Below are 20,305 nucleotides of genomic sequence, written 5' to 3' on the forward strand. Positions count from 1 at the left end.
GGGGAGCACCGGGGGCGCTCCCGTCGTCAAGCTACTTTGCAAATGCCTCCTCGAGCAGCTGCTTCTCCTCCTGCTGGTGCACCTTGGCCACACCGGTTGCGGTGGTGGACTGGGCGCGGCGGGACACGCGGACCATCTCCGGCATGTCCGGGATCAGGGTGCGCAGGTGCTCGTTGTAGAACGGCCATGCGCCCTGGTTTGCCGGCTCGTCCTGGACCCAGCGGATCTCCTTGGCGTTCGGGTAGTTCTTGAACGCGTCGGCGAGGCGGTTGAACGGGATCGGGTGGAGCATCTCCACGCGGATGATCGCGACGTCGTCGCGGCCTTCCTTCTCCTTCTTCTTGGCCAGCTCCCAGTAGATCTTGCCGGAGCACAGCATGATCGTGGTGACCTTGTCGGTGTCGCCGACAACCTTGTTGCCGCGCTCGACGAAGTTCGGGTCGTCGATGACGGACTGGAAGCGGTCCACCTCGATGAAGTCAGCCGGCTGCGAGACAGCCGCCTTGTTGCGCAGCATCGACTTCGGGGTGAAGACGACCAGCGGGCGCTTCATCTCGCCGAGAGCCTGGCGGCGCAGCAGGTGGAAGTGGTTTGCCGGGGTGGACGGCTGGGCAATCGTCATCGAGCCCTCTGCCACGAGCTGCAGGTAGCGCTCGATGCGGGCCGAGGAGTGGTCCGGGCCCTGGCCCTCGTAGCCGTGCGGCAGCAGCGCGATCAGCGAGGACAGCTCGCCCCACTTGGTCTCGGAGGAGGACAGGTACTCGTCGATGATGGTCTGCGCGCCGTTGGCGAAGTCGCCGAACTGCGCCTCCCAGGCCACCACGGCGTCCTTGTTGCCCAGGGTGTAGCCGTACTCGAAGCCCATGCCGGCGAACTCGGTCAGGGCGGAGTTGAACACCTGGAAGTGGCCGCCGTTGTCGGCCTCTTGCGCGTTGTGGTCCAGCGGGTTGTACGCCTCGGCGTTATCCGGGTTGTACAGCACCGCGTGGCGCTGGGTGAAGGTGCCGCGCTGGGAGTCCTCGCCGGCGAGGCGGACAAACTTGCCCTGCTCCGCCAGGGAACCGAAGGCGAGCAGCTCGCCCCAGCCCCAGTCGATGTCGCCGTCGGTGAACGAGCCGCCGCGCTTCTTCAGCACGGACTTCAGGCGCTTGTTCGGCGTGAAGTCCTCCGGCAGGTTCGCGAACGCGTCGGCGAGGCGCTTGAACTGGTCCTCGGAGATGTTCGTGTCTAGGCCGCGGGTGAGCTCCTGCGACTCGGTGATGCCGGTCTGCTCGCTCGGCTGGCCCTTCTCTGCCTTGACGTCGGAGAAGACGGAATCCAGCTGGTCGTGGAAGTCCTGTGCTGCCTTCTGTGCGTCTTCCTCGGTGATGTCGCCGCGGCCGATGAGGTCCTGGGTGTAGCGGGTGCGCACCGACGGGTGGGACTGGATGCGGTCGTACATGACCGGCTGGGTCACCGTCGGGTCGTCGGCCTCGTTGTGGCCGCGCAGGCGGTAGCAGATCAGGTCGATGAAGACGTCCTTGCCAAACTCGCGGCGGTACTCGGTGGCCAGTTGGGCAACCCAGGCGGCTGCCTCCGGATCGTCGCCGTTGACGTGGAACACCGGGCAGTCGAAGCCCTTGGCTAGGTCGGTGGCGTAGTAGGAGGAACGGCCGGAGTCCGGGGTGGTGGTGAAGCCGATTTGGTTGTTCACCACGATGTGGATGGTGCCGCCGACGGTGTAGCCCGGCAGGCGGGACAGGTTCAGCGTCTCCTGGACCACACCCAGGCCGGTGAAGGAGGCGTCGCCGTGCAGCATCAGTGGCACGACCGGGTGGTCCTCGCGGCCCTTGGCAAACTTGATCTGGTCTTCCTTGGCGCGTGCCATGCCCACCAGGACCGGATCCACGGCCTCGAGGTGGGACGGGTTGGCGGCCAGGGAGACCTTGATCTCGCCGTCGCCGAACATCTGGATGTGCTCGCCCTCGAAGCCGAGGTGGTACTTCACGTCGCCGGAGCCGCCCTGCTGGGCGGCGCGCATATTGCCCTCAAACTCGTTGAAGATGGTGGCGACCGGCTTGCCCACGATGTTGAACAGCACATTCAGGCGGCCGCGGTGCGGCATGCCGACGACGACCTCTTCCAGGCCCTGGCCAGCTGCGGTGTCGATGATGGCGTCCATCAGCGGGATCAGGGTCTCGGCGCCCTCCAGGGAGAAGCGCTTCTGGCCGAGGTACTTGGTCTGCAGGAAGTTCTCGAACGCCTCGGCGGCGTTGAGCTTCTGCAGGATGTACTTCTGCTCCGGGCCGGTCGGCTTCGGCATGCCGGCCTCGACGCGGTCGCGCAGCCACTCGCGCTCGTCGCGGTCCATGATGTGGGAGTACTCGGTGCCCACCTTCAGGGTGTACGCGGCGCGCAGGCGGGTCATGACCTCACGCAGGGTCATCTGCTCCTTGCCGCCGAAGCCGCCGACGTGGAAGACGCGGTCCAGGTCCCACAGGGTCAGGCCGTGGGTTTCCATCAGCAGGTCGCGGGAGTCCGGCTTGGGCAGGCCCGGCTGGTGCCAGTGCAGCGGGTTGGTGTCGGCGATGAGGTGGCCGCGGGAGCGGTACGCCTCGATCAGCTGCATGACACGGGTGTCCTTGTTGATGCCGGTGTTCGGCTCGTCCTGTGCCCAGCGCAGCGGCGCGAACGGGATGCGCAGGGAGCGGAAGATCTCGTCCCAGAACTTGTCGTCGATGAGCAGCTGGGAGATGTCGCGCAGGAACTCGCCGGACTCAGCGCCCTGGATGACGCGGTGGTCGTAGGTGGAGGTCAGGGTGACCAGCTTGCCCACGCCGAGCTCGGCGAGGCGGTCCTCGGAAGCGCCGGCGAACTCTGCCGGGTAGTCCATTGCGCCGACGCCGACGATGGTGCCCTGGCCCTTGGTCAGGCGCGGGATGGAGTGGCGGGTGCCGATGCCGCCCGGGTTGGTCAGCTGGATGGTCACGCCGGAGAAGTCGTCCATGGTGAGCTTGCCGTCACGGGCGCGGGCGACGATGTCCTCGTATGCCTCGACGAACTCGTTGAAGGACTTGGTCTCGCACTCCTTGATGGCGGCGACGACCAGGGAGCGGGAGCCGTTCTTGCCCGGCAGGTCGATGGCCAGGCCGAGGTTGATGTGCTCCGGCTGCACCGCGAAGGTCTTGTTGCCGTCCTCCTTGTAGTTCTTGTTCATGTCCGGGTGCAGCTTGGTGGCCAGGACAATGGCGTAGCCCAGGATGTGGGTGAAGGAGACCTTGCCACCGCGGGTGCGCTTGAGGTGGTCGTTGATCAGCGCGCGGTTTTCAAACATGAGCTTGACCGGCATGTCGCGCACGGTGGTCGCGGTCGGCACCTCGAGCGACTCGTTCATGTTCTTGGCAATGGCCTTGAAAGCGCCCTTGAGCTGGAACTCGCCGGGCTCGGCTTCGATCTGGTTGACCTTGTCCAGCGGGGAAGCCTTCGCTGCGGCGGCGGGGCGCTTCGGCTGGGTTGCCACCTTGGCGGCTGCCTCGTCCACCTTGGTCTCGCGGCCGTCCTGGCTCGGGGCACCGGTGGAGCGTGCGACCTTCGGGTCGGTCTTTGGCGCGCTCGCGCTCGCGGCGGAAGGGGTGACGTTGGGGGTGCCCTTCGCGGTCTTCGGAGCGCCCTTGTCCTCGAAGAGTTCGCGCCATTCGGCGTCCACCGAGTTCGGGTCGTCCTTGTACTGCTGGAACATCTCGTCAACCAGCCAGCTGTTCTGGCCGAACGTGTTTTCGCTGCTCACGGCAGGTTCTCGCCTTCCTTCTGGGTTGTGTTCGCGGAACGTTTCTTTGACTGTAATCGTCGGCGCTGGTAGAGCGCTAACTTGGGTTGTTCCTCTCCACGGGGGCCTTGTGTTTCACCCCCGTTATCGGTTAACAGCCCACATATGGGCATATCTTCCGCCTGCGGAGATGAGGTCCTCGTGGCAGCCGTCTTCAATGATACGTCCTTCATCAATCACGAGTATTCGGTCGGCGCGCGCGGCGGTGGCGAGCCGGTGCGCGACGACGACGGAGGTGCGGCCGGCCATCGCGCGATCGGAGGCGTCGAGGACGGCGCGTTCGGTGGCGGGGTCGAGGGTGGCGGTGGCTTCGTCTAAAAGCAGCACCGCGGGTGTGAGCATCTCGGCGCGGGCGAGCGCGATGATTTGGCGCTGCCCGGAACTTAGGCCCCGGCCGCGTTCGCCGACCCGCGCGTTGAAGCCGCCGGGGATGGTGCCGATCACGCCGAGCGCGCCGATGCGCTCTACCGCGGCCTGCACTTCAGCGTCCGTGGCGTCGGCGGTGCCGTAGGCGATGTTGTCCGCGACGGTGCCGGGGAAGAGGTAGGACTCCTGCGGCACCTGTGCGAGCGCGCGCCGCCACTCCGCGAGCGGAAACTCGGCAATGTTCGTCCCCGACGCGCGCACGGTGCCATCGGTCGGGTCGTAGAAGCGGGCCAGCAGCTTGACGACGGTTGACTTGCCCGCGCCCGTCGGCCCCACCAACGCCACCGTGGAGCCGGGCGAAAGGGCAAGCTCCATCCCGTCGATGACTGGCTCTGAGTCCGGTGAGTAGCCGAAGGTGACGTCGTCAAGCACAAGCTTCCCGGACGCCGCGGTGTGCGCACCGAGGCGCGAGCCGGTGTCTGGGACGGTGGTGCGCTCGGCGAGCAGTTCGCGGATGCGGTCGAAGCTGACGGTGGCTTGCTGCCAGGAGTCGAAGATTTGTCCCAGCTGCTGGATGGGGCCGTAGAGCTGGCTTAAGTACATGGTGAAGGCGACAAGCACGCCGACCGACAGCGTGCCGTTAGCGATGCGGGTGGCGCCGACGCCGATGATCACCGCGGTCATAATTTGGGAGACGAACTGCATGCCGGGGAAGTACAGGCCCACCAGGCGCACCGAGCGCATGCGGATGCGGCGGTAGGTGTCGCTCATTTCCGCGAAACGCGACTCGAAGTGGTCTTGGGCGAGGTGGGTCTGGGTGACTCGGATGCCGCCGATCAGCTCGGCGAACTCGCCGTTGACCGCGGAGATCTGCGCGCGCGAGGCGGCGTAGAAGCGCTTGGAGAAGTGCCTGAACCCCCAGGTGGCCAGCGCGATGACGGGCATTGCGGCAAACGCGACCAGGGCGAGCTGGCCGTCGGTGGCCACCAGCATCACCGTCACACCGGCAAGCGAGCCGACCGCGACGATGGCTTGGGCCAGCCCGGTTTGCAGGAAGCTGGACAGGGTGTCGATGTCCGTGGTCATGCGCGTCATGATCTTGCCGGACAGGCGCGACTCGAAAAAGCTTAAGCCCAGCTGCTGCAGGTGCGCATACGAGCGCAGGCGCAGGCCGTAGAGGAGACGCTCGCCGGAGCGCGACGACAGCACCGTCATCACGGTCATGGACGCCCACGCCACCGTCACTACGGCCAGCGCGATCAGTCCGGTGCGGATCAGGCTGGCCTGGTCGGCACCCGCGATGCCGCGGTCCACAGCCGCGCGCACGAGGGTGGGAAACGCCAGGTCTGCCAGCACGCCGACCACCAGCAGGGCGACGGTGCCGGCGATGAGCCAGCGCACCGCGCGGAACAGCTCGCGCACGTGGAAGTCGCTGGACGGGGTGCGCAGCTGCTCCAGGCGCTTCTCGCTTAAGTCCGGCTGCTCGGTGGCCTCTGGGAGTTTCTCCACCCGCGCGAGCAGCTCCGGGGTGGCGTTGACCGTGGACGCGCGCCCAGTGGTGGGCACGATCACACGCTCGCGCTCCGGCTCGGCCGCCTCGGGCCACAGCTCGTCGTGCGTCGGGGCGGCGGGCAGCTGCGTCGGCGTGTCGGCGGACATGGTGGCCAGGTACTCCGGGCTCTGCACAACCTCGTCGCGGCGGCCTTGCTTGACGACGACTCCGCGGTCGACCACCGCCACCATATCCGCATGATCCACCGTGGACTGCCGGTGCGCGACGGTGAGCACCGCGACGTTTCTGAGCTCGTCGCGCAGGTTGGCCAAAATCTGCGCCTCGGTGACCGCGTCGATGGCGCTGGTGGCGTCATCGAGCACGAGCACCTCGGGTTTCGCCATAAGCGCACGCGCCAGGGCGATGCGTTGGCGCTGCCCGCCGGATAAGGTCAGGCCGCGCTCGCCGACTTCGGTGTCGTAGCCGTCGGGTAGACGCTCGATGAATTCGTCGGCGCAGGCCAGCCGCGCCGCTTCGCGCACGGCGGCGTCGAGCTGATCGGGCGGAAGATCTGTACCCATGGCGATGTTCTCGCGCACGGACGAGGAGAACAAAAACGCCTCGTCGAACACGCACAGGACTTTGCGGCGTAAGGCGGCGGGGGAGGCGGAGCCGTCGAGAAGCTCGACGCTTCCGGAATCCGGCTGGTAGAAGCCGCCGGCGAGCTGGACGGCCATGGTTTTGCCCGCGCCGGGCGGGCCGACGAGCGCGACCGTCTCACCCGGGCGCACGGTGAGCGAAAAGCCGTTGAGCACCGGGTTGCCGCCGGTGGTAGAGCGCACGTTGTCGAAGCGCAGGCCCGCGCCCTCCGCGGGGCCGCCGGTGGCTTCGCGGGCGGGGGCGAGCTTGAGCACGTCGTCGAGGCGGTCGAATGAGCTCATGCCCATCTGCAGCCGCACGTACTGGTTGGTCAGCATGGACAGCATCGACGTCATGGAGGTCAGATATGCCGTGAACGCGACGAACTGGCCGATGGTGATCTGCCCGCGGATAGCCAGCATGCCGCCGGCGATGATGGTGACCACCAACGCGACCTTGGGCAGCTGGGACAGGATCGGCTGGAACCGCGCCGTGAGCTTCGCCGCACGCATCTTCACCGCGTACAGGTGGCGGCCCAGCTGATCCAGCTGGTCGATCTCGCGCTGCTCCTGGCCGAACGCTTTGACCACGCGCACGCCGGAGACGGTCTGCTCGACGTGCTCCGCCAGCTCCGCGGTGGCGTGCTGGTTGACCCACGTGGCGGCGTAGAGCGTTTTGCGTGAGCGGTTGGCCTCCCACAGGATCAGCGGCAACAACGCCAGGGACATCAGCGTCAGCGGGACGTCCATGTACAGCATCACCGCAAGCGTGAGCACAAGTTGCACGGTGCGGGTGAGCATCATGGCCAGGGTGTCTAACACCATCTGGTACATGTTCAGATCCGAGATGGAGCGCGAGACGATCTGCCCGGTGACAATCTTGTCGTGGCCAGGTCCGTCGAGGCGGTGCAGGGTGCGCAGGATCTCGGTGCGCAGCCAGTGCTGTGAGCTGGATGCCAGCCGGCCCGCCGTCACGCGGCGGGTGAAACTTAAGCCGTAGGTGGCTGCGGCGACGGCGACCATCAACCACGCCGTGCGCGTCACCGATCCCTCCGCGTTACCGGTGGCGATGTCCACCGCGCGGCCTGTCAGCGCCGGCACCGCCGTTTGGAACACTGCGGCGAGCGCGGCCGCGATGAACGCGGCTGTCGCAGGCGCGCGGTTGGCGCGGAGGGATCTGGTGAGCAGGGGGTTAATTGTCGCCGCCGTCCTTCGTGTCTTCCTTGTCGTCCTTCTTATCGTCCTTGAACTGGCGCAGGATCCAGGCCGCGAACTCCTTCGGGTTCAGGCTCAGGCCCTTGCCGTCCTCGTCGGTGTCCTTCTCCGGCAGCGGGGAGGCAAACGCGGCCGGCATCGCTGACAGGCCGGACTGCACGTTGTCGATCACGCCGTCTGCAAGCTTGCGGTTGGCGGTGGTGCCGGCGATCGCGCCGATGCCCAGCGGCATGAGCTTGCCCAGCCACGCACGCCGCAGCGTCTTGCGTATGGAGCGCGTGGCGATGCGCTCCAGCACGCTGTTCGTGTTCGCCAGCGTCGGCCCGGAGAACTTTGCCAGCGTGGACTTGCCGGGGATTTTGCCGGCGTCGTCGCCGAGCATGGCGTCCACAATCGCCAGCCCCTTCGTGCCCATCAGCAGCGACAGCACGAGCGTGCGGCGCCGCTCCGGGTCGGCGATGTCTTCACCGCGCAGGTAGGCGGACGCGACGGCGTAGAACGCCGCGAGGTCTAAAAACAGCACGGATTCACCCGCGACCGCGGCCGCGCCAGCGAACAGGCCGATGCCGGGCACGGCAGCTGCGGCGCCCACACCCGCGCCGGTGCCGGTGACGGTGTTTTTCAGATGCTTGTCCATCAGCTTTTGAATCTCGGCCGGCGTGGCGTCCGGGTTCTGGCGGCGCAGCCAGTCCACGTAGGTGCGGATGGTGGAGGTCTGCAGCTGCACCGCCTTATCCACCGCGCCGATAAACGCCCGCCCCAGCGGGCCAGCGTCCTTTTCCAGCTGCGTCGGGTCCTCGCGCAGCGCCTCATCGATCTCCTGGCGCACGGCCAGATCCTTGGACTTCTTCTTGGTGCCAAACATCGTGTGCTCTTTCGCTAATGGTCTGATTTACGTCGATCCAGCATAGTTGGACTTCGCGCACATCCGTCTACGCTTGAGACCATGACTGCCGCCGAGCACCCTGTCGCAGACACCACCGCGGGCAAGGTCCGCGGAGTGGTGGACGAGCGCTCCGGCATGCGCACCTGGCGCGGCGTGCCGTTCGGCGCATCCACCGCGAGCACCGGCCGCTTCCGCGCGCCCCAACCCGCCGAGAAGTGGCAGGGGCTTTACGACGCCTCCCGGTTCGCCCCGCCGGCCATGCAAGGCACGTTCGGCTGGCGCGACATGGTCATCGGCAGCGAGGACTGCCTCACCCTCGACATCGTGCGCCCGGACACGGACGAAGAATTGCCGGTGGTGGTCTACTTCCACGGCGGCACCTTCGTCACCGGCGCAAGCAACGAGAAGGTGCTGCAGGGGCATTTGCTCGCAGACGCTACCAAGGTGGTGTACGTTTCCGTGAATTTCCGCCTCGGTGTGCTTGGCTACCTGGACTTCCGCTCGCTCGGCCACGACTGCGTGGCCACGCCCGCGCTTTTGGACCAGATCCTGGCGCTGGAGTGGGTGCGCGCGAACATCGCCAACTTCGGCGGGGATGCGAACCGGGTGACCATCATGGGCGAATCCGCCGGAGGAGCGGCCGTGGTGCACCTCATGTGCGCCCCAGCCGCCCGCGGGTTGTTCCACGGGGCGGTGGCGCAGTCGCCGCCGCCGGCCAGCGTGCACTCGCGCCTCCAAGCCGCCATGTGGGTGCGCGAACTGGCTACCCGGATGGGCCTGCCGCGCACCACCACACTGGAGGATATGCGCGCCACCAGCGCAGAAGAGCTCGTGCGCGCCGGGCAGTCGATGCTGCTGAACTCCAAGGAACTGGTGCAGCTCAACACCAGCTTCATGCCCACCGTGGACGGCGACACGCTTACCGCCCACCCCATCGACACCTTCGAGGCCGGCGAGCAGGCCACCGTGCCGCTGATCGTGGGCACGAACTCGGATGAAGCCAGCTTTGCCAAGGCCATCTACCAGACCACGAAGGCCCGCCAGCGCGCTGCGCGCCGGGCGCTGGAGGCGTTCGACCCAGACAATTCTCAGGCGGTGCTGCGCGCCTACGGCTACGCGGGCGGGCGGGGCGACTACGCCGATCTCATCGCGGATGCGGTGTTCTGGGCGCCGACGGTGATCCTGGCGACGGCGCACCGTCGAAAGGCAAAGACTTGGATGTACCGCTTCGATTACGCCTCCGCGGCGATGCGCATGCTGGGGTTGGGTGCGATGCACACCTCGGACTTGGGTGCGGTGTTCGGCGAGCCGAACGCAACGAAGGCCTCGCGGTGGGACGTTTTCGGCGGATCCGAGGGGTTTGCGGAGGTCAGCCGCGTCATGCAGCACCACTGGGGCAAGTTTTTCCACACTGGCGCGCCGGGGGAGGAGTGGCCCGTGTACGGCTTCCGCTCCGACGATAAGCCGGGCCGCGCCACCGCCGTGTTCGACGCGGGGATGCACGTGGAGTGGGACCCGAAGGCGGTGCAGCGCAGGGCCTGGGAGAGCTTTGACATGCGCGAGTGGGGCACCCACCGCCAGGATCTGATGAATTCCGCGGCGTCCCTGTTGGGGGCTGCGCATCCGGCGTGGGGCGACGACTAGCGGCGCGTCGGCGAAGTCCCACGCATTTGCGGGCATTCGTGGCTAGGCTTGTCCGCGTTGCGGCAAGCCAGCCCGACGGCGCGACGTGGAAGGAACCACAGACATGAGCTTTTTCGAGGACATTGCAGCGGCGCTCGACCGCGAAGGCATCGAGTCCCGCGTGGGCGGGGACACCATGTTCGTGCCCATGACCGCAGCACTGGAGATCCAGTTCGTAGAAATTGACCCGCACTTGCCGGCCGCCAACGTCTACATCGCGGCCGCGGACGTGGACGAGGACGACGAGGATTTCGAGGCCGTGTTGGTGGCCGTGGTCTTCTCCGTGGAGGACGCCGTGGCCGCGGTTGCGGAGCATATAGCGACCGACCAGGTGATCACCGTGCTGCGCGACCTGCTGGAGGGCACCGACGAGCGCATCGGCGACCTAGAGTTTTTCCAGGACCACGTGAACCCGCAGCAGGTGCGCGCCGAGGTGGGTGACAACGCTGAGCTGCTGGTCACCATCGACACCGTCGACGGCACCCCGCACGCCAAGGTCACCTTCATCGCGCTGCCCGAGGATTACGACGACGTGCTCGACGACGCCGAAGGTGAGCTCTGGGAGTCCGACGGCGACGCGGAGCTGACCGAGGAGGACCGCGCCCGTCTCTTCGACGCTATCCACGACGAGGCGCTCGTCGACGCCGAGCGCCTCGAGCTGGGCAGCTTCACGGACTTTGACCGGCTTTTCGACGTGCTTTCGCTCGCCGCCGACCAGGCCGAGGACTGGGAGTCGCAGCTTTTGCCCGTGGACGACGAGTACGACGAGCCCGAGGTCTACGACCTGTTCGGCCAGGACGACGAAGACGACGATGACGATGACGTTGACGATGTCGACTACGACGAAGACGACACGGACGACGCAGACGCCGACGACGAGGACCCCAGCCCTCGCCGTTAGGCCGCGCGAAGCCCCTCGAACATCGACGACGGTGACGCGATCGGCGTGAAGGTCCCGTCGACGAGCCAGACGTAGTTCGCCGTGCGTGTCCCAGCCAGCTCATGGACCGCGTGGGCGCTGTCGTCGGGGAGCAGTGCGCGCACCCACGCTTCGGTGAGCACGGTGTCAACCACGCTGCCGGTCGTGTCCGCAATACGGACCTCAATCAGGTACGCCGGCACCTGGCTGCCTCCGTAGCCCTGTATCCGGGCCCGCGCCCGTGGGCCGACCCTGCGCCGGGTCACGGCCAATGTCAGCTGTGGCCCGTTGGCCACCCGCGGCAGTGTGAGCACCGGTGGGCGCCACGCGGCGGTGGGCCGGGACAGCGACCGCGGGTGGTGCATGACGGCCTGTGCGGACTCGATGATTTCCGGGTGGCGCTCGCGGATGACCTCGGCGAGGGATTCCGGGGTGGAGACGGGGGAGTGGGACATGTCGTTTCGGCTGACGCTTCGCAGCGGATTCTTCGTGGTGAACTTCATGGCGCACACACTATGAAGCCCGTCGACATCACCGACCCGGCAATCGAACACACGGTCGAATTCTGGTTGGCTGCCAGGGGTGATATGCCATTGCGGAAAATATTTGCCACATTGCCAAATCAGACCACCCCACCTGGCGATGTACCCTAGCCAGCAATGAACGCCGACAATCCAACTCAACAGCAGACGCCGCGCACCCAGCCGAAGATCCCGCGCACGATCTGGGTGCTTGTCGGCGCCGCGTTCATCATCGCCCTCGGCTACGGGCTCATCGCCCCAGTGCTCCCGCAGTTCGCCGGCAGCTTCGGCGTGTCCATGGCGGCCGCCGGAGCGGTCACCTCCATTTTCGCACTGGCGCGCCTTCTGGGGGCTCCGGGGGCCGGCCGGCTCGTCGATAGGCTTGGCTCCCGCCCGATCTACCTCACCGGCTTGCTTATCGTTGCCGCCTCCACGTTCTTCGTGGCCTTCGCGCAGGCATATTGGCAGATCCTCGCCCTGCGGTTTATCGCCGGGTTCGGCTCCACCATGTTCACTCTGTCGGCGCAGGCGTTGATCGTGCGCGTGACGCACCCGTCCATCCGCGGGCGTGCCAACGCGCTGTACGCCTCCGCGTTTCTGGTCGGCAACGTCGTCGGCCCGGTCATCGGCGCCGCGTTGTCTTTCCTGGGTTTCCGCGCACCGTTTGTCATTTACGGCATCGCGGTGGCGGGCGCGGCGGTTGCCGTCGGCGCGCTGACCCAGCCAAAGCCGGGCTCCGAGCCGCTGCCCGCAGCGAAGCCGAAGATGCGCGTGCGCCAGGCGTGGCAGAGCTCCACCTACAAGGCGCTGCTGGCCGCCGGTTTTACCAACGGCTTTGTCAACATGGGCTCGCGAGTGGCCATCTTGCCGCTGTTCGCTGCGGCCGTGTTTGAGCGCGGGGGAGCGGCCGCCGGGTTTGCGCTGACCGCCTTCGCGTTCGGCATGGCCGTGACTCTGCAGTTCTCCGGCCGCCTCGCCGACAGCCTCGGCCGCCGTCCGCTGGTCGCCGCGGGTCTTGCCACCTCGGGCGTGTTCACGGCACTCCTTGGCGGTGCCACCAGTTTCTGGCCGCTCGTGCTACTCTCCGCCGCCGCAGGCATCGGCGCGGGCCTGATGAGCCCCGCCACCCAGGCCACGCTCGCGGACATCATCGGCAACGAGCGCTCCGGCGGTACAGTGCTGTCCACGTATCAAATGACGCAGGATGCCGGCTCGATCCTCGCGCCGGTGCTGCTCGGCACGGTCGCGGAGGCGGCGGGCTTCCAGGCCGCGTTCGGCATGTGCGGGGCGGTGTGCGCCGCCACGTTAATCATTTGGCTTGTCGCCGGAAAGGAAACAAAACCGTGAGAGTCATCCTGGATTGCGACCCCGGCATCGACGACACCTACGCAATCATCTTCCTCACCGCCGCGGCCCACGCGGGGCTCATAGAGCTCGATTGCCTCACGACGACCTCCGGCAACGTCCCCGCCGAACAATGCGCCCAGAACGGCGCCTGGATCCTGGGACTGAGCGGTCTGCCCATCATCTCGCTGGCCGCGGGCCTGCCCGGGCCGCTCGAGGTGGAGCTGACCACCACGCCGGAAACCCACGGGGAGACCGGCTTGGGCTACGCCACCGCGCCCGAGCGCCACGTGGAGCACGACTGGGACGCGCTGTGGATCGACTCCATCGAGCGCGGCACCGAGGATTTGCACCTCATCGTCACGGGGCCTTTGACCAACCTGGCCGCCTTTGCCCACGCCCACCCGGAGCATTTTCAAAAGCTCAAGCACATCACCGTGATGGGCGGAGCAGTGCATTACCCGGGCAACACCACGCCCAGCGCGGAGTGGAACTTCTGGGTGGACCCGCACGCCGCCGCCGACGTGTTCGCCATGACACCGGTGCCGATCACACTGTGCTCGCTCGGCGTGACAGAGCGGATGTTGCTCGGTCCGGAGGCGTTGGCGGAGTTCGTCGATAAGCTTGGCGGCTCCCCGCTCGCCGAGCATCTCGAGGCGATCACTCGGTTCTACTTCGAGTTCCACGAAGACGTCGGCGAGGGCTATCAGGCTCAGATCCACGACTTGCTCACCGTGCTCATCGCTCTTGACCTGGTGGATTACCAGGCGACCGAGACCACCGTCGACGTGGAGGCCGACTCCGAGCTCATGCGCGGCACCTCGGTGGCGGATCTGCGTGGTATTTGGGAGCGCGACCCGAACGCGCGCCTGGTCACCGACGTCACCGACGAGGCCATCACCGCCGCCTGGGAACGCTTCGACTGGGCCTGCGAGGTGCACGCCAAGGCCGCCGCCGGCGACGCCGAGATTGTGGAGCTGCGCCACCTGCGCGCCGACGACTAGGCCGGGAAAACTCCCCCTGCTACACTTTCCGAACCGATAGCCCAGCCGAGGTGACATAGGCGAGAAGGGCTGCACCTTCCCGTTTTCCGCGCACCACTCGGAGCACCCATGTCACACGCAACCACCCCGGCCGCGCAGGCCGCGCAGAAGGCCGAATGGACCCCCGCCCGCCGCGCCCTCGCCGTCGCAGGCACCCTGTTTATCGCCGCCACCTGGCTCTACTTCGTCCTCGTCCACCCGGCGGATTGGGACCAGGTCACCGGCTCCGGCCAGGGCATCGCGCTGCTTGCCGGCTACGGCATCGGCACCATCTTGCTGCTGGCCGCGGTGATCCCCGTGCTGCCGGCGCGCACGCTGGGTCTGATCCCGATCGCGATCATCATCAACTCTGTCGTTGGCGAGATCGTCGGTTCCATCGGCCTGCCGCTGTACCTGGACTCCGTGGGCACCGTGCTCGTCGCGGCCTTGGCAGGCCCGGTCGCGGGCATGGCCACCGGCGCGCTGAACAACGTCGTGTGGGGCCTGCTCAACCCGGCGGCGCTGCCGTTCGCCGCGGGTGCGGCGCTCGTCGGTTGGCTGGCCGGCGTGTTCATCCACCGTTTCAACGCGCTGCGCAACATCGCCACCGTGATCGGTTTCGGCCTGGTGCTCGGCGTTGTCGGCGGCGTGGTCGCAGCCCCTGTGGCCGCATACGTCTACGGCGGCACCGCTGGTGTGGGCACCGGCGCGCTGGTCAGCCTGTTCCGCGAGATGGGCGGCTCGCTCATCGCATCCGTGACCACCCAGGCGTTCATCTCCGACCCGGTGGACAAGGTCATTGTCATGCTGGTGGCGTACTTCACGGTCAAGGCGCTGCCCAAGCGCACTGTCGCCACCTTCGCCCCGCAGAGCAACCCGCAGAGCAAGTAACCCCAAGCAACCCCAGTGTCCCAGCCACACACCCGCCTGAACCCGCTGACCGCTTTGGCCGTCGGCGCGTCCGGCTGGATCCTGGCGCTGGGGCTGAATACTCCGCGGGCCTCGCTCGCCATCATCGCTGTGGCCCTCGCCGCCGGCACCTGTCGCACCCGCAACCCGTCCGTCGTGGCGGCCACAGTAATCATCGCCGCGCCCGTCGCCGCGTCGATGGTGCTCATCCACGCGCCCTACGGCGAGCACAAAATCGCCCCGCTGCTCACCTCCGACGGGCTCGCGGATGCCGCGCACCTCACCGCTCGTTTCACCGCGTTGGTGGCGTGCCTGCTCGCCGCCGTGGCGTGGACTCGCACGCCGGATCTGGCCAAGGCCCTGCAGAGCACAAAGGGCGGCAACCGCATCGGCTACATCGCCGGCACCACGCTGCAGCTCGGCCCCCAGGGCGCGCACCGCGCACGCATCACGCGCGACGCCAACCGCCTCAAGCAGCGACCGATCAAAGCCAAAACCGTCGTCCCGCACCTGATCATGCCCGTACTCACGGAGCTGCTCACCCAGGCCGGCGCCCGCGGCCAGGCCCTGGAGACTGCAGGCTACGACCTCACCGGCCCCCGCACCGTCCTGCGCCCGGTCCACGACAGCCCCGCCCAGCGCGCCGCCCGCATCCTTGTCCCGCTTACCTGCGTGGCGGTGGTCCTATGGATCTAACGCCGCTGACCCAAACACTCGACCAGCACCACACCGTCGAGGTCATCGGCAATTCCGGTGCGGGTCTGACCACACTCGCCGCCCAGGCGCACAACGAGTGGCCGGGCGCGGCCGTGGTCCAGCAGGACGCCACCGCGCACGTGTCCTACCTGCGCGACACGGTCATCGAAGAGGTCGCGCTCGGCCTCGAGCAGCGCGGCACACCCATCCCGGAGATGCGGCGCCGCTGCGAGCGCGTCCTCAGCGCCGCGGGTCTGACCGAGCTTGCCGAGCGGCACCCCTCACAACTCTCCGGCGGCCAAACACGCCGCCTGGCCATCGCTGCGGTCGCGGTTCTCGAGCCGGAGCTATTGCTTCTCGACGTCCCCTTCGCCGGCCTCGACCCCACCTCCGCCACCCACATCATCCGCCTACTCGAAGCCCTGCCGTCACGCATCGTGGTGCTAGGCAACCGCCCCCGCCTCAACGCAGCCAAGCTCTCGCTTTCCGCCGGCATCCTTTCTCCCACATCTCCTCCCACCCACGAGCCCAGCCTGCCCCCACGCGTGGAGCCCACCGGTAATCCGATCGACCTCGGCGAGATCACCGCAACCCGCGGCGGAAAACCCCGCAAGTGGTGGCAGTTCCGCGCCACCGAGCAGCCCACCTTCACCGCCGGGCCTATCCACCTGAGAGTGCGCCCGGGCCAGGCGCTGTGGCTGCGCGGCGACAACGGCGCCGGCAAGACCACGCTGCTGCGCGCGATGGCCGGCCTCGACGGCAACCCGGGGCTTGCTCTCGGCGTCTCCCTCGCGCTGCAGCGCGCCGCCGACCAGCTCGCCGAATCCACGGTGGGGGAGTTCGTCGGCGACCCGGACGTCGTTGTCGCGCTCGGCCTCGACCCGGAGACCCACCCGCTCGACCTTCCGGCCGCCCACCTGCGCCTGGCCCAGCTCGCCCAGGTCTTCGCCCAACATCGCCCGCTCGTGCTCCTCGACGAGCCCGACGTCGGCCTCGACGCCCCCTCCCGCGACCGCGCCCACGCCCTCATCGCCCAAGGTCTGCGCCGCGGACAGGCCGTGATCTTCACCTGCCACGACGAGAGCTTCGCCGCGGAGGCGGGGGAGTACGCGGCGGTGGAAAACATTTTTCTTCCGAGGGCAGAGCAGTAACCGCAGTACCCTGCGTTTCGAGGTCGTTAGTGCCCGGCCAATGGGACCCAAAAACGGAGGCTGCTGACGGCGGAGATGCTGTGACATGGACCAGCACGCCGTCTCCTCAACCTTCCGGGCGACCCGCAATAACCCGAGGAACCTCAGCAGAAGAAAAGCCGCGAACCGGCCTGATTCTTCAAGGAGAAGCTGGCTTTGAAGGGGAGACTTACTGCTCCAAATGACGTTTGCCTTCCGAATCTTCTCTGACCATGTGGCCAGGGTTTCGGTGGCGTTCCGCCTTCATGCCGTCATCAAACGGATCCTGGATGCTCGAGCGCTTGTTTGTGGTGAGTGCCTTGTACAGCGGGGCACGGACAGGTTCGTCTAATCCCAACCTCATGACCACCACGTCGAGCAATTCATCTTTGTTTCCAGTCATGTGCCGCTCTTCGGCGTGCCTGACTTCAGCTTGCCCGAGGTAGTAAAACTCCAAGCCGTCTGCGTCTTCTCGCTTCACAAAGAGGTGGAGGTCGGCGGAGCCATCCAAGATTGGCTGGAGTTCGTTGCTCTTCAGCGTCCGATTGCTCTTGGAGAACCATTGCATTGTGGATTGGTCAATGAATGTGTCGTCGTATCGGTGGCTCGCCAGGACATCGGCGTCCTTGTGGTAGGTGACGAAGATCGGGCAAGTGTTGGTGTTTGAATCCACCGCGTACCCGTAGATCGTGGACTCCCTATTGTGATGCCAGTTGAGGAGTCTTGCTGCGTCTTTTCGGGTGTACGTTTTCCCTCGGACGAACATGTCGCTCTGGCGGTACTGGCGCCGGTTGACGAGGAGGCCAGTTTCGATGAGGTCATCAATGTGGGAGCGGAAACTGACTTCCGGGTTCGGGTGTTGCTCGTCGTAGGAGAAGTACAACTCTGAGAACCGCTCACCGAGCTGAAAACCGCTGCTTGTGCGGACAGCGAGTGGACTACCCCCATAGCGTTGGGCAGCAGCCTTCGTGAACCAGTCCAGGTTCAAAACGAGCTCTACCGACTGCATGAGGTTAGCCGAGGAATCAAGCTCCGGTGAGTACTCCTCAATTGCGGTCTTGAAGTCGTGTGCGGAAAGCGTCCCTTTAGGTCCGCGGCGCACAAGTTCGGAGAGAAGAAGAAGTTCCTGCGGTCGTTTTCCGTTGAGCAGCTCCGCGGCGATGAGGGAGAGGAAGCCGTCTTCTTCGCGGGAGGGCGCAGAGTTAACTTCCTTCAATTTGTACAAAAGCGACCAGTAGTTTCGGGTGTGTTGATCGGTTGCGCACAGCACAGACGGATCCATGGACTCGTGGTAAAGGAAATCGACGAGCCTCGGAATCCGGCCGAGCCGGTACTTTAACTCGGCGATGGCTTCGCGCTTCGCTTTAACTCCGGTGATACGGGCCTTTTGCAGAGACTCGATTACTCGAGCGGCGGAGACCTTGTCGAAGCTCACCGTGGAAGACCCGGCTTTTGGGCGAGGGTCGTTGACGTCGTCGAGAATCTTTGGCTTGCGGCCAGTCTTGTTTCCGGTGAGAGCAATAGCAATGAGGTAGTTGTTCGCGTAGTTACCAATAAAATCGATGACGCGCAGCGAGTGCTTGTCGGCGGACTTTCGCAACCCGCGTCCTAGTTGTTGCGTGAAAATAATTGAGGATTCAGTGCTTCGGAGCAGGACGATCACATTCACCGAGGGGATGTCGATTCCCTCGTTGAAAATGTCCACCGTGAAGATGTAATCGAGCTCGCCATTTTCCAGCTTCGAAACGACCGACTCTCGCTGTTCAATCGTGTCCGCTCCCGAGAGACTCCTCGTTCTCAACGGACGGCCGTGAGCGGTGCGCGAGGAGAGTGCTTCCGCGAGGATGCGGGATTCTTCGTTACTACTGCAGAACACTAGGCCTTTCGTACCTTCTGCGAACGAGTATTTCTGCAGTGCATCAACGATGTGCTCGACGCGACTTTCCGCAACCAGATCTTTGAGCTTTGACTTGTCTCCGATTGATCCCTGCGCCGATTCGTAGTCGGCAATGCCGTAGTAGTCGAAGGGGACGAGCATCCGGTTTTCAAGGGCGCCTTCAAGACGAATCTCGTACGGAACGTTGTATCCAAAGAGTTCGAAGACGTTAAACCCATCCGTACGCTCCGGGGTGGCGGTCAAACCTAGCGTGAAGTTGGGGCGGAAGTGGTTCAGGATCGACTGGTACGACTTGGCCCCGGAACGGTGAACTTCGTCGATGATGACCAGATCGAACTGGAGCGGCGAGATTGACGCCAGATTCTCTTTCCGTGAAAGAGACTGAACCGTTGCAAACACCAAATCTTTGTCTAACTCTCGCCGCGCTCCCACGAAGAAACCGATTTGTGAGTCGTCGACTTCCAACACCTTGGCAAACTCTTGAGCTGCCTTTTTCAAGATCTGCTCACGGTGCACGATGAAAAGCGTTTTTGAAGGCTTCATCTGGCGCGTAGCCAACGCTGCCAAAATAGTCTTTCCCGTGCCGGTTGCTGAGATGATCAATGCGCGTTTTTCGCCGGAGTCGACCACACTCTGCAGCTGCTCAAGCGCCTCCACCTGCATCAGGTTTGGAAGAATCTTCTCGCCTTCCGGAGAAACCTCCATCGGTTGAGTTTCCGTGAAAACGATTGTGCGGTTGGCCCTCTTCTGCTCGTACTCGCTGATCCATTCCTCGGTCAGTGGTACTGCCTTTTCGAGGTGCTTGTCGACCCCACTTTGAAGCTGTGACGCAATGTTGCCGTTTCGGTGCGAGGAAACTCGGATGTTCCACTCGTGGTTTTCCATCAGGGCGTAGCGCGTGAGGTTTGAGCTGCCGACGAGCGCGGTGACATGATCGCCGTGATTGAAGATGTAGCCCTTGGCATGGTGGGCGTATTCAGACATAACGTAGACATCGACGTTTTCCAGAGTTAGTAGCTCGCGCAATGCAGCTGGCTCGTTGAAGTCCTGGTACGAGGACGTGATGATCGTGCCCTTGCCTTGAAACTCAACGAGTTGCTGTTTGAGCGCGCCGATACCGCCGACCGTCACGAATGCAACGGAGAAGACGTAACTATCAGCGAACTCAAGTTCGTTCTTGAGCGCCTCGTACATGGTGTTTGAGTCACCGTTGGTGATGAGCTCCGGGTTTTCTTGCTTGTTGGCAAGAACGGCTTCGTCGATGAAGCCGTACTCAAGGTCGCGTTGCAGCGAGGAAAGCAAAGGATCCATTATTGCTGCTGTACTCGTTCAACAGTCTCGATGTCGGCTGGTGCCCATTCAAGTTGGTGCAGCTCAGCTTTAGGCACCCAGCGGATTTCCTGGTGCTCGGAAAGCTTCGGGGTGCCGGAGCGAAGCGTGCAGTAGTACGTGGTGAGGTTGATGACTACAGAGTTGGTTTCGTGCCGGCTCGTCACGATCCGATCCAATACATCAACCTCAACACTGAGTTCCTCGAAAAGCTCACGCTGCAGGGCCTGTTCCGGAGTCTCGCCGGGTTCAATCTTTCCGCCGGGAAACTCCCACAATCCGCTCATCGATCGGCCCAATCCTCGCTGTGCAGCAAACACAAGTTCGCCGTCGAGGATCACTGCTCCAACCACATCGATGTTTTTGGCCATGGTGACATCCTAGACGTCAGCCGGGCGAAGCTGACGTCGACAA

Annotated in this window: 13 protein-coding genes; 7 read left to right on the forward strand and 6 right to left on the reverse strand. The window is 65.3% G+C overall.

The window, feature by feature from the left end; all coding sequences use genetic code 11:
* Positions 1–31: 31 nt before the first annotated feature.
* The 3 genes from CAFEA_RS04380 to CAFEA_RS04390 all read right to left on the reverse strand — a co-directional run bounded on the left by CAFEA_RS04380 (position 32) and on the right by CAFEA_RS04390 (position 8,381).
* Positions 32–3,766: a multifunctional oxoglutarate decarboxylase/oxoglutarate dehydrogenase thiamine pyrophosphate-binding subunit/dihydrolipoyllysine-residue succinyltransferase subunit gene (locus CAFEA_RS04380; RefSeq protein ID WP_063937435.1), complete on the reverse strand. Its 3,735-nt coding sequence runs from the start codon at positions 3,764–3,766 to the stop codon at positions 32–34.
* A gap of 123 nt (positions 3,767–3,889) precedes the next feature.
* Positions 3,890–7,498, reverse strand: coding sequence for an ABC transporter ATP-binding protein (locus CAFEA_RS04385; RefSeq protein ID WP_063937434.1), 3,609 nt, complete (start codon positions 7,496–7,498; stop codon positions 3,890–3,892).
* Positions 7,494–8,381, reverse strand: a complete 888-nt coding sequence (locus CAFEA_RS04390) for a hypothetical protein (protein ID WP_063937433.1) — start codon at positions 8,379–8,381, stop codon at positions 7,494–7,496. The genes CAFEA_RS04385 and CAFEA_RS04390 overlap by 5 nt, the downstream gene beginning before the upstream one ends.
* Positions 8,382–8,462: 81 nt before the next feature.
* On the opposite strand from CAFEA_RS04390, the gene CAFEA_RS04395 reads away from it, so the two are divergent.
* Complete coding sequence (locus tag CAFEA_RS04395) at positions 8,463–10,046, forward strand: carboxylesterase/lipase family protein (RefSeq protein ID WP_063937432.1); 1,584 nt, start codon at positions 8,463–8,465, stop codon at positions 10,044–10,046.
* 103 nt (positions 10,047–10,149) lie between these two features.
* Positions 10,150–10,986 (forward strand): hypothetical protein, encoded by an 837-nt coding sequence (locus CAFEA_RS04400; RefSeq protein ID WP_063937431.1) that lies wholly within the window; start codon positions 10,150–10,152, stop codon positions 10,984–10,986.
* On the opposite strand, the gene CAFEA_RS04405 is transcribed toward CAFEA_RS04400, so the two are convergent.
* Complete coding sequence (locus CAFEA_RS04405; protein WP_243427170.1) at positions 10,983–11,507, reverse strand: hypothetical protein; 525 nt, start codon at positions 11,505–11,507, stop codon at positions 10,983–10,985. The genes CAFEA_RS04400 and CAFEA_RS04405 overlap by 4 nt on opposite strands.
* A 156-nt stretch (positions 11,508–11,663) precedes the next feature.
* Between CAFEA_RS04405 and CAFEA_RS04410 the strand changes: the two genes are divergently transcribed.
* The 5 genes from CAFEA_RS04410 (at position 11,664) to CAFEA_RS04430 (ending at position 16,647) form a co-directional block, all read left to right on the forward strand.
* Complete coding sequence (locus CAFEA_RS04410; RefSeq protein ID WP_063937430.1) at positions 11,664–12,872, forward strand: MFS transporter; 1,209 nt, start codon at positions 11,664–11,666, stop codon at positions 12,870–12,872.
* Entirely contained in the window at positions 12,869–13,873 is a 1,005-nt protein-coding gene (locus tag CAFEA_RS04415; RefSeq protein WP_063937429.1) for a nucleoside hydrolase, read from the forward strand. Before CAFEA_RS04410 ends, CAFEA_RS04415 begins: the two co-directional genes overlap by 4 nt.
* A 108-nt stretch (positions 13,874–13,981) precedes the next feature.
* Positions 13,982–14,782: an ECF transporter S component gene (locus tag CAFEA_RS04420; RefSeq protein WP_253704949.1), complete on the forward strand. Its 801-nt coding sequence runs from the start codon at positions 13,982–13,984 to the stop codon at positions 14,780–14,782.
* Between the two features lie 15 nt (positions 14,783–14,797).
* A complete protein-coding gene (locus CAFEA_RS04425) occupies positions 14,798–15,496 on the forward strand; it encodes an energy-coupling factor transporter transmembrane component T family protein (RefSeq protein ID WP_253704947.1) in 699 nt (232 codons plus the stop codon).
* On the forward strand, positions 15,487–16,647 hold the full coding sequence (locus CAFEA_RS04430; RefSeq protein WP_063937428.1) for an ATP-binding cassette domain-containing protein: 1,161 nt from the start codon (positions 15,487–15,489) through the stop codon (positions 16,645–16,647). The genes CAFEA_RS04425 and CAFEA_RS04430 overlap by 10 nt, the downstream gene beginning before the upstream one ends.
* A gap of 208 nt (positions 16,648–16,855) precedes the next feature.
* On the opposite strand, the gene CAFEA_RS04435 is transcribed toward CAFEA_RS04430, so the two are convergent.
* Together CAFEA_RS04435 and CAFEA_RS04440 are read right to left on the reverse strand one after the other, a co-directional pair.
* Positions 16,856–19,873: a DEAD/DEAH box helicase gene (locus CAFEA_RS04435; protein ID WP_063937427.1), complete on the reverse strand. Its 3,018-nt coding sequence runs from the start codon at positions 19,871–19,873 to the stop codon at positions 16,856–16,858.
* Positions 19,873–20,262: a (deoxy)nucleoside triphosphate pyrophosphohydrolase gene (locus tag CAFEA_RS04440; RefSeq protein WP_074432044.1), complete on the reverse strand. Its 390-nt coding sequence runs from the start codon at positions 20,260–20,262 to the stop codon at positions 19,873–19,875. Before CAFEA_RS04440 ends, CAFEA_RS04435 begins: the two co-directional genes overlap by 1 nt.
* Between the last annotated feature and the right edge of the window lie 43 nt (positions 20,263–20,305).

The organism is Corynebacterium afermentans subsp. afermentans, assembly GCF_030408355.1.
Classification (GTDB): Bacteria; Actinomycetota; Actinomycetes; order Mycobacteriales; family Mycobacteriaceae; genus Corynebacterium; species Corynebacterium afermentans.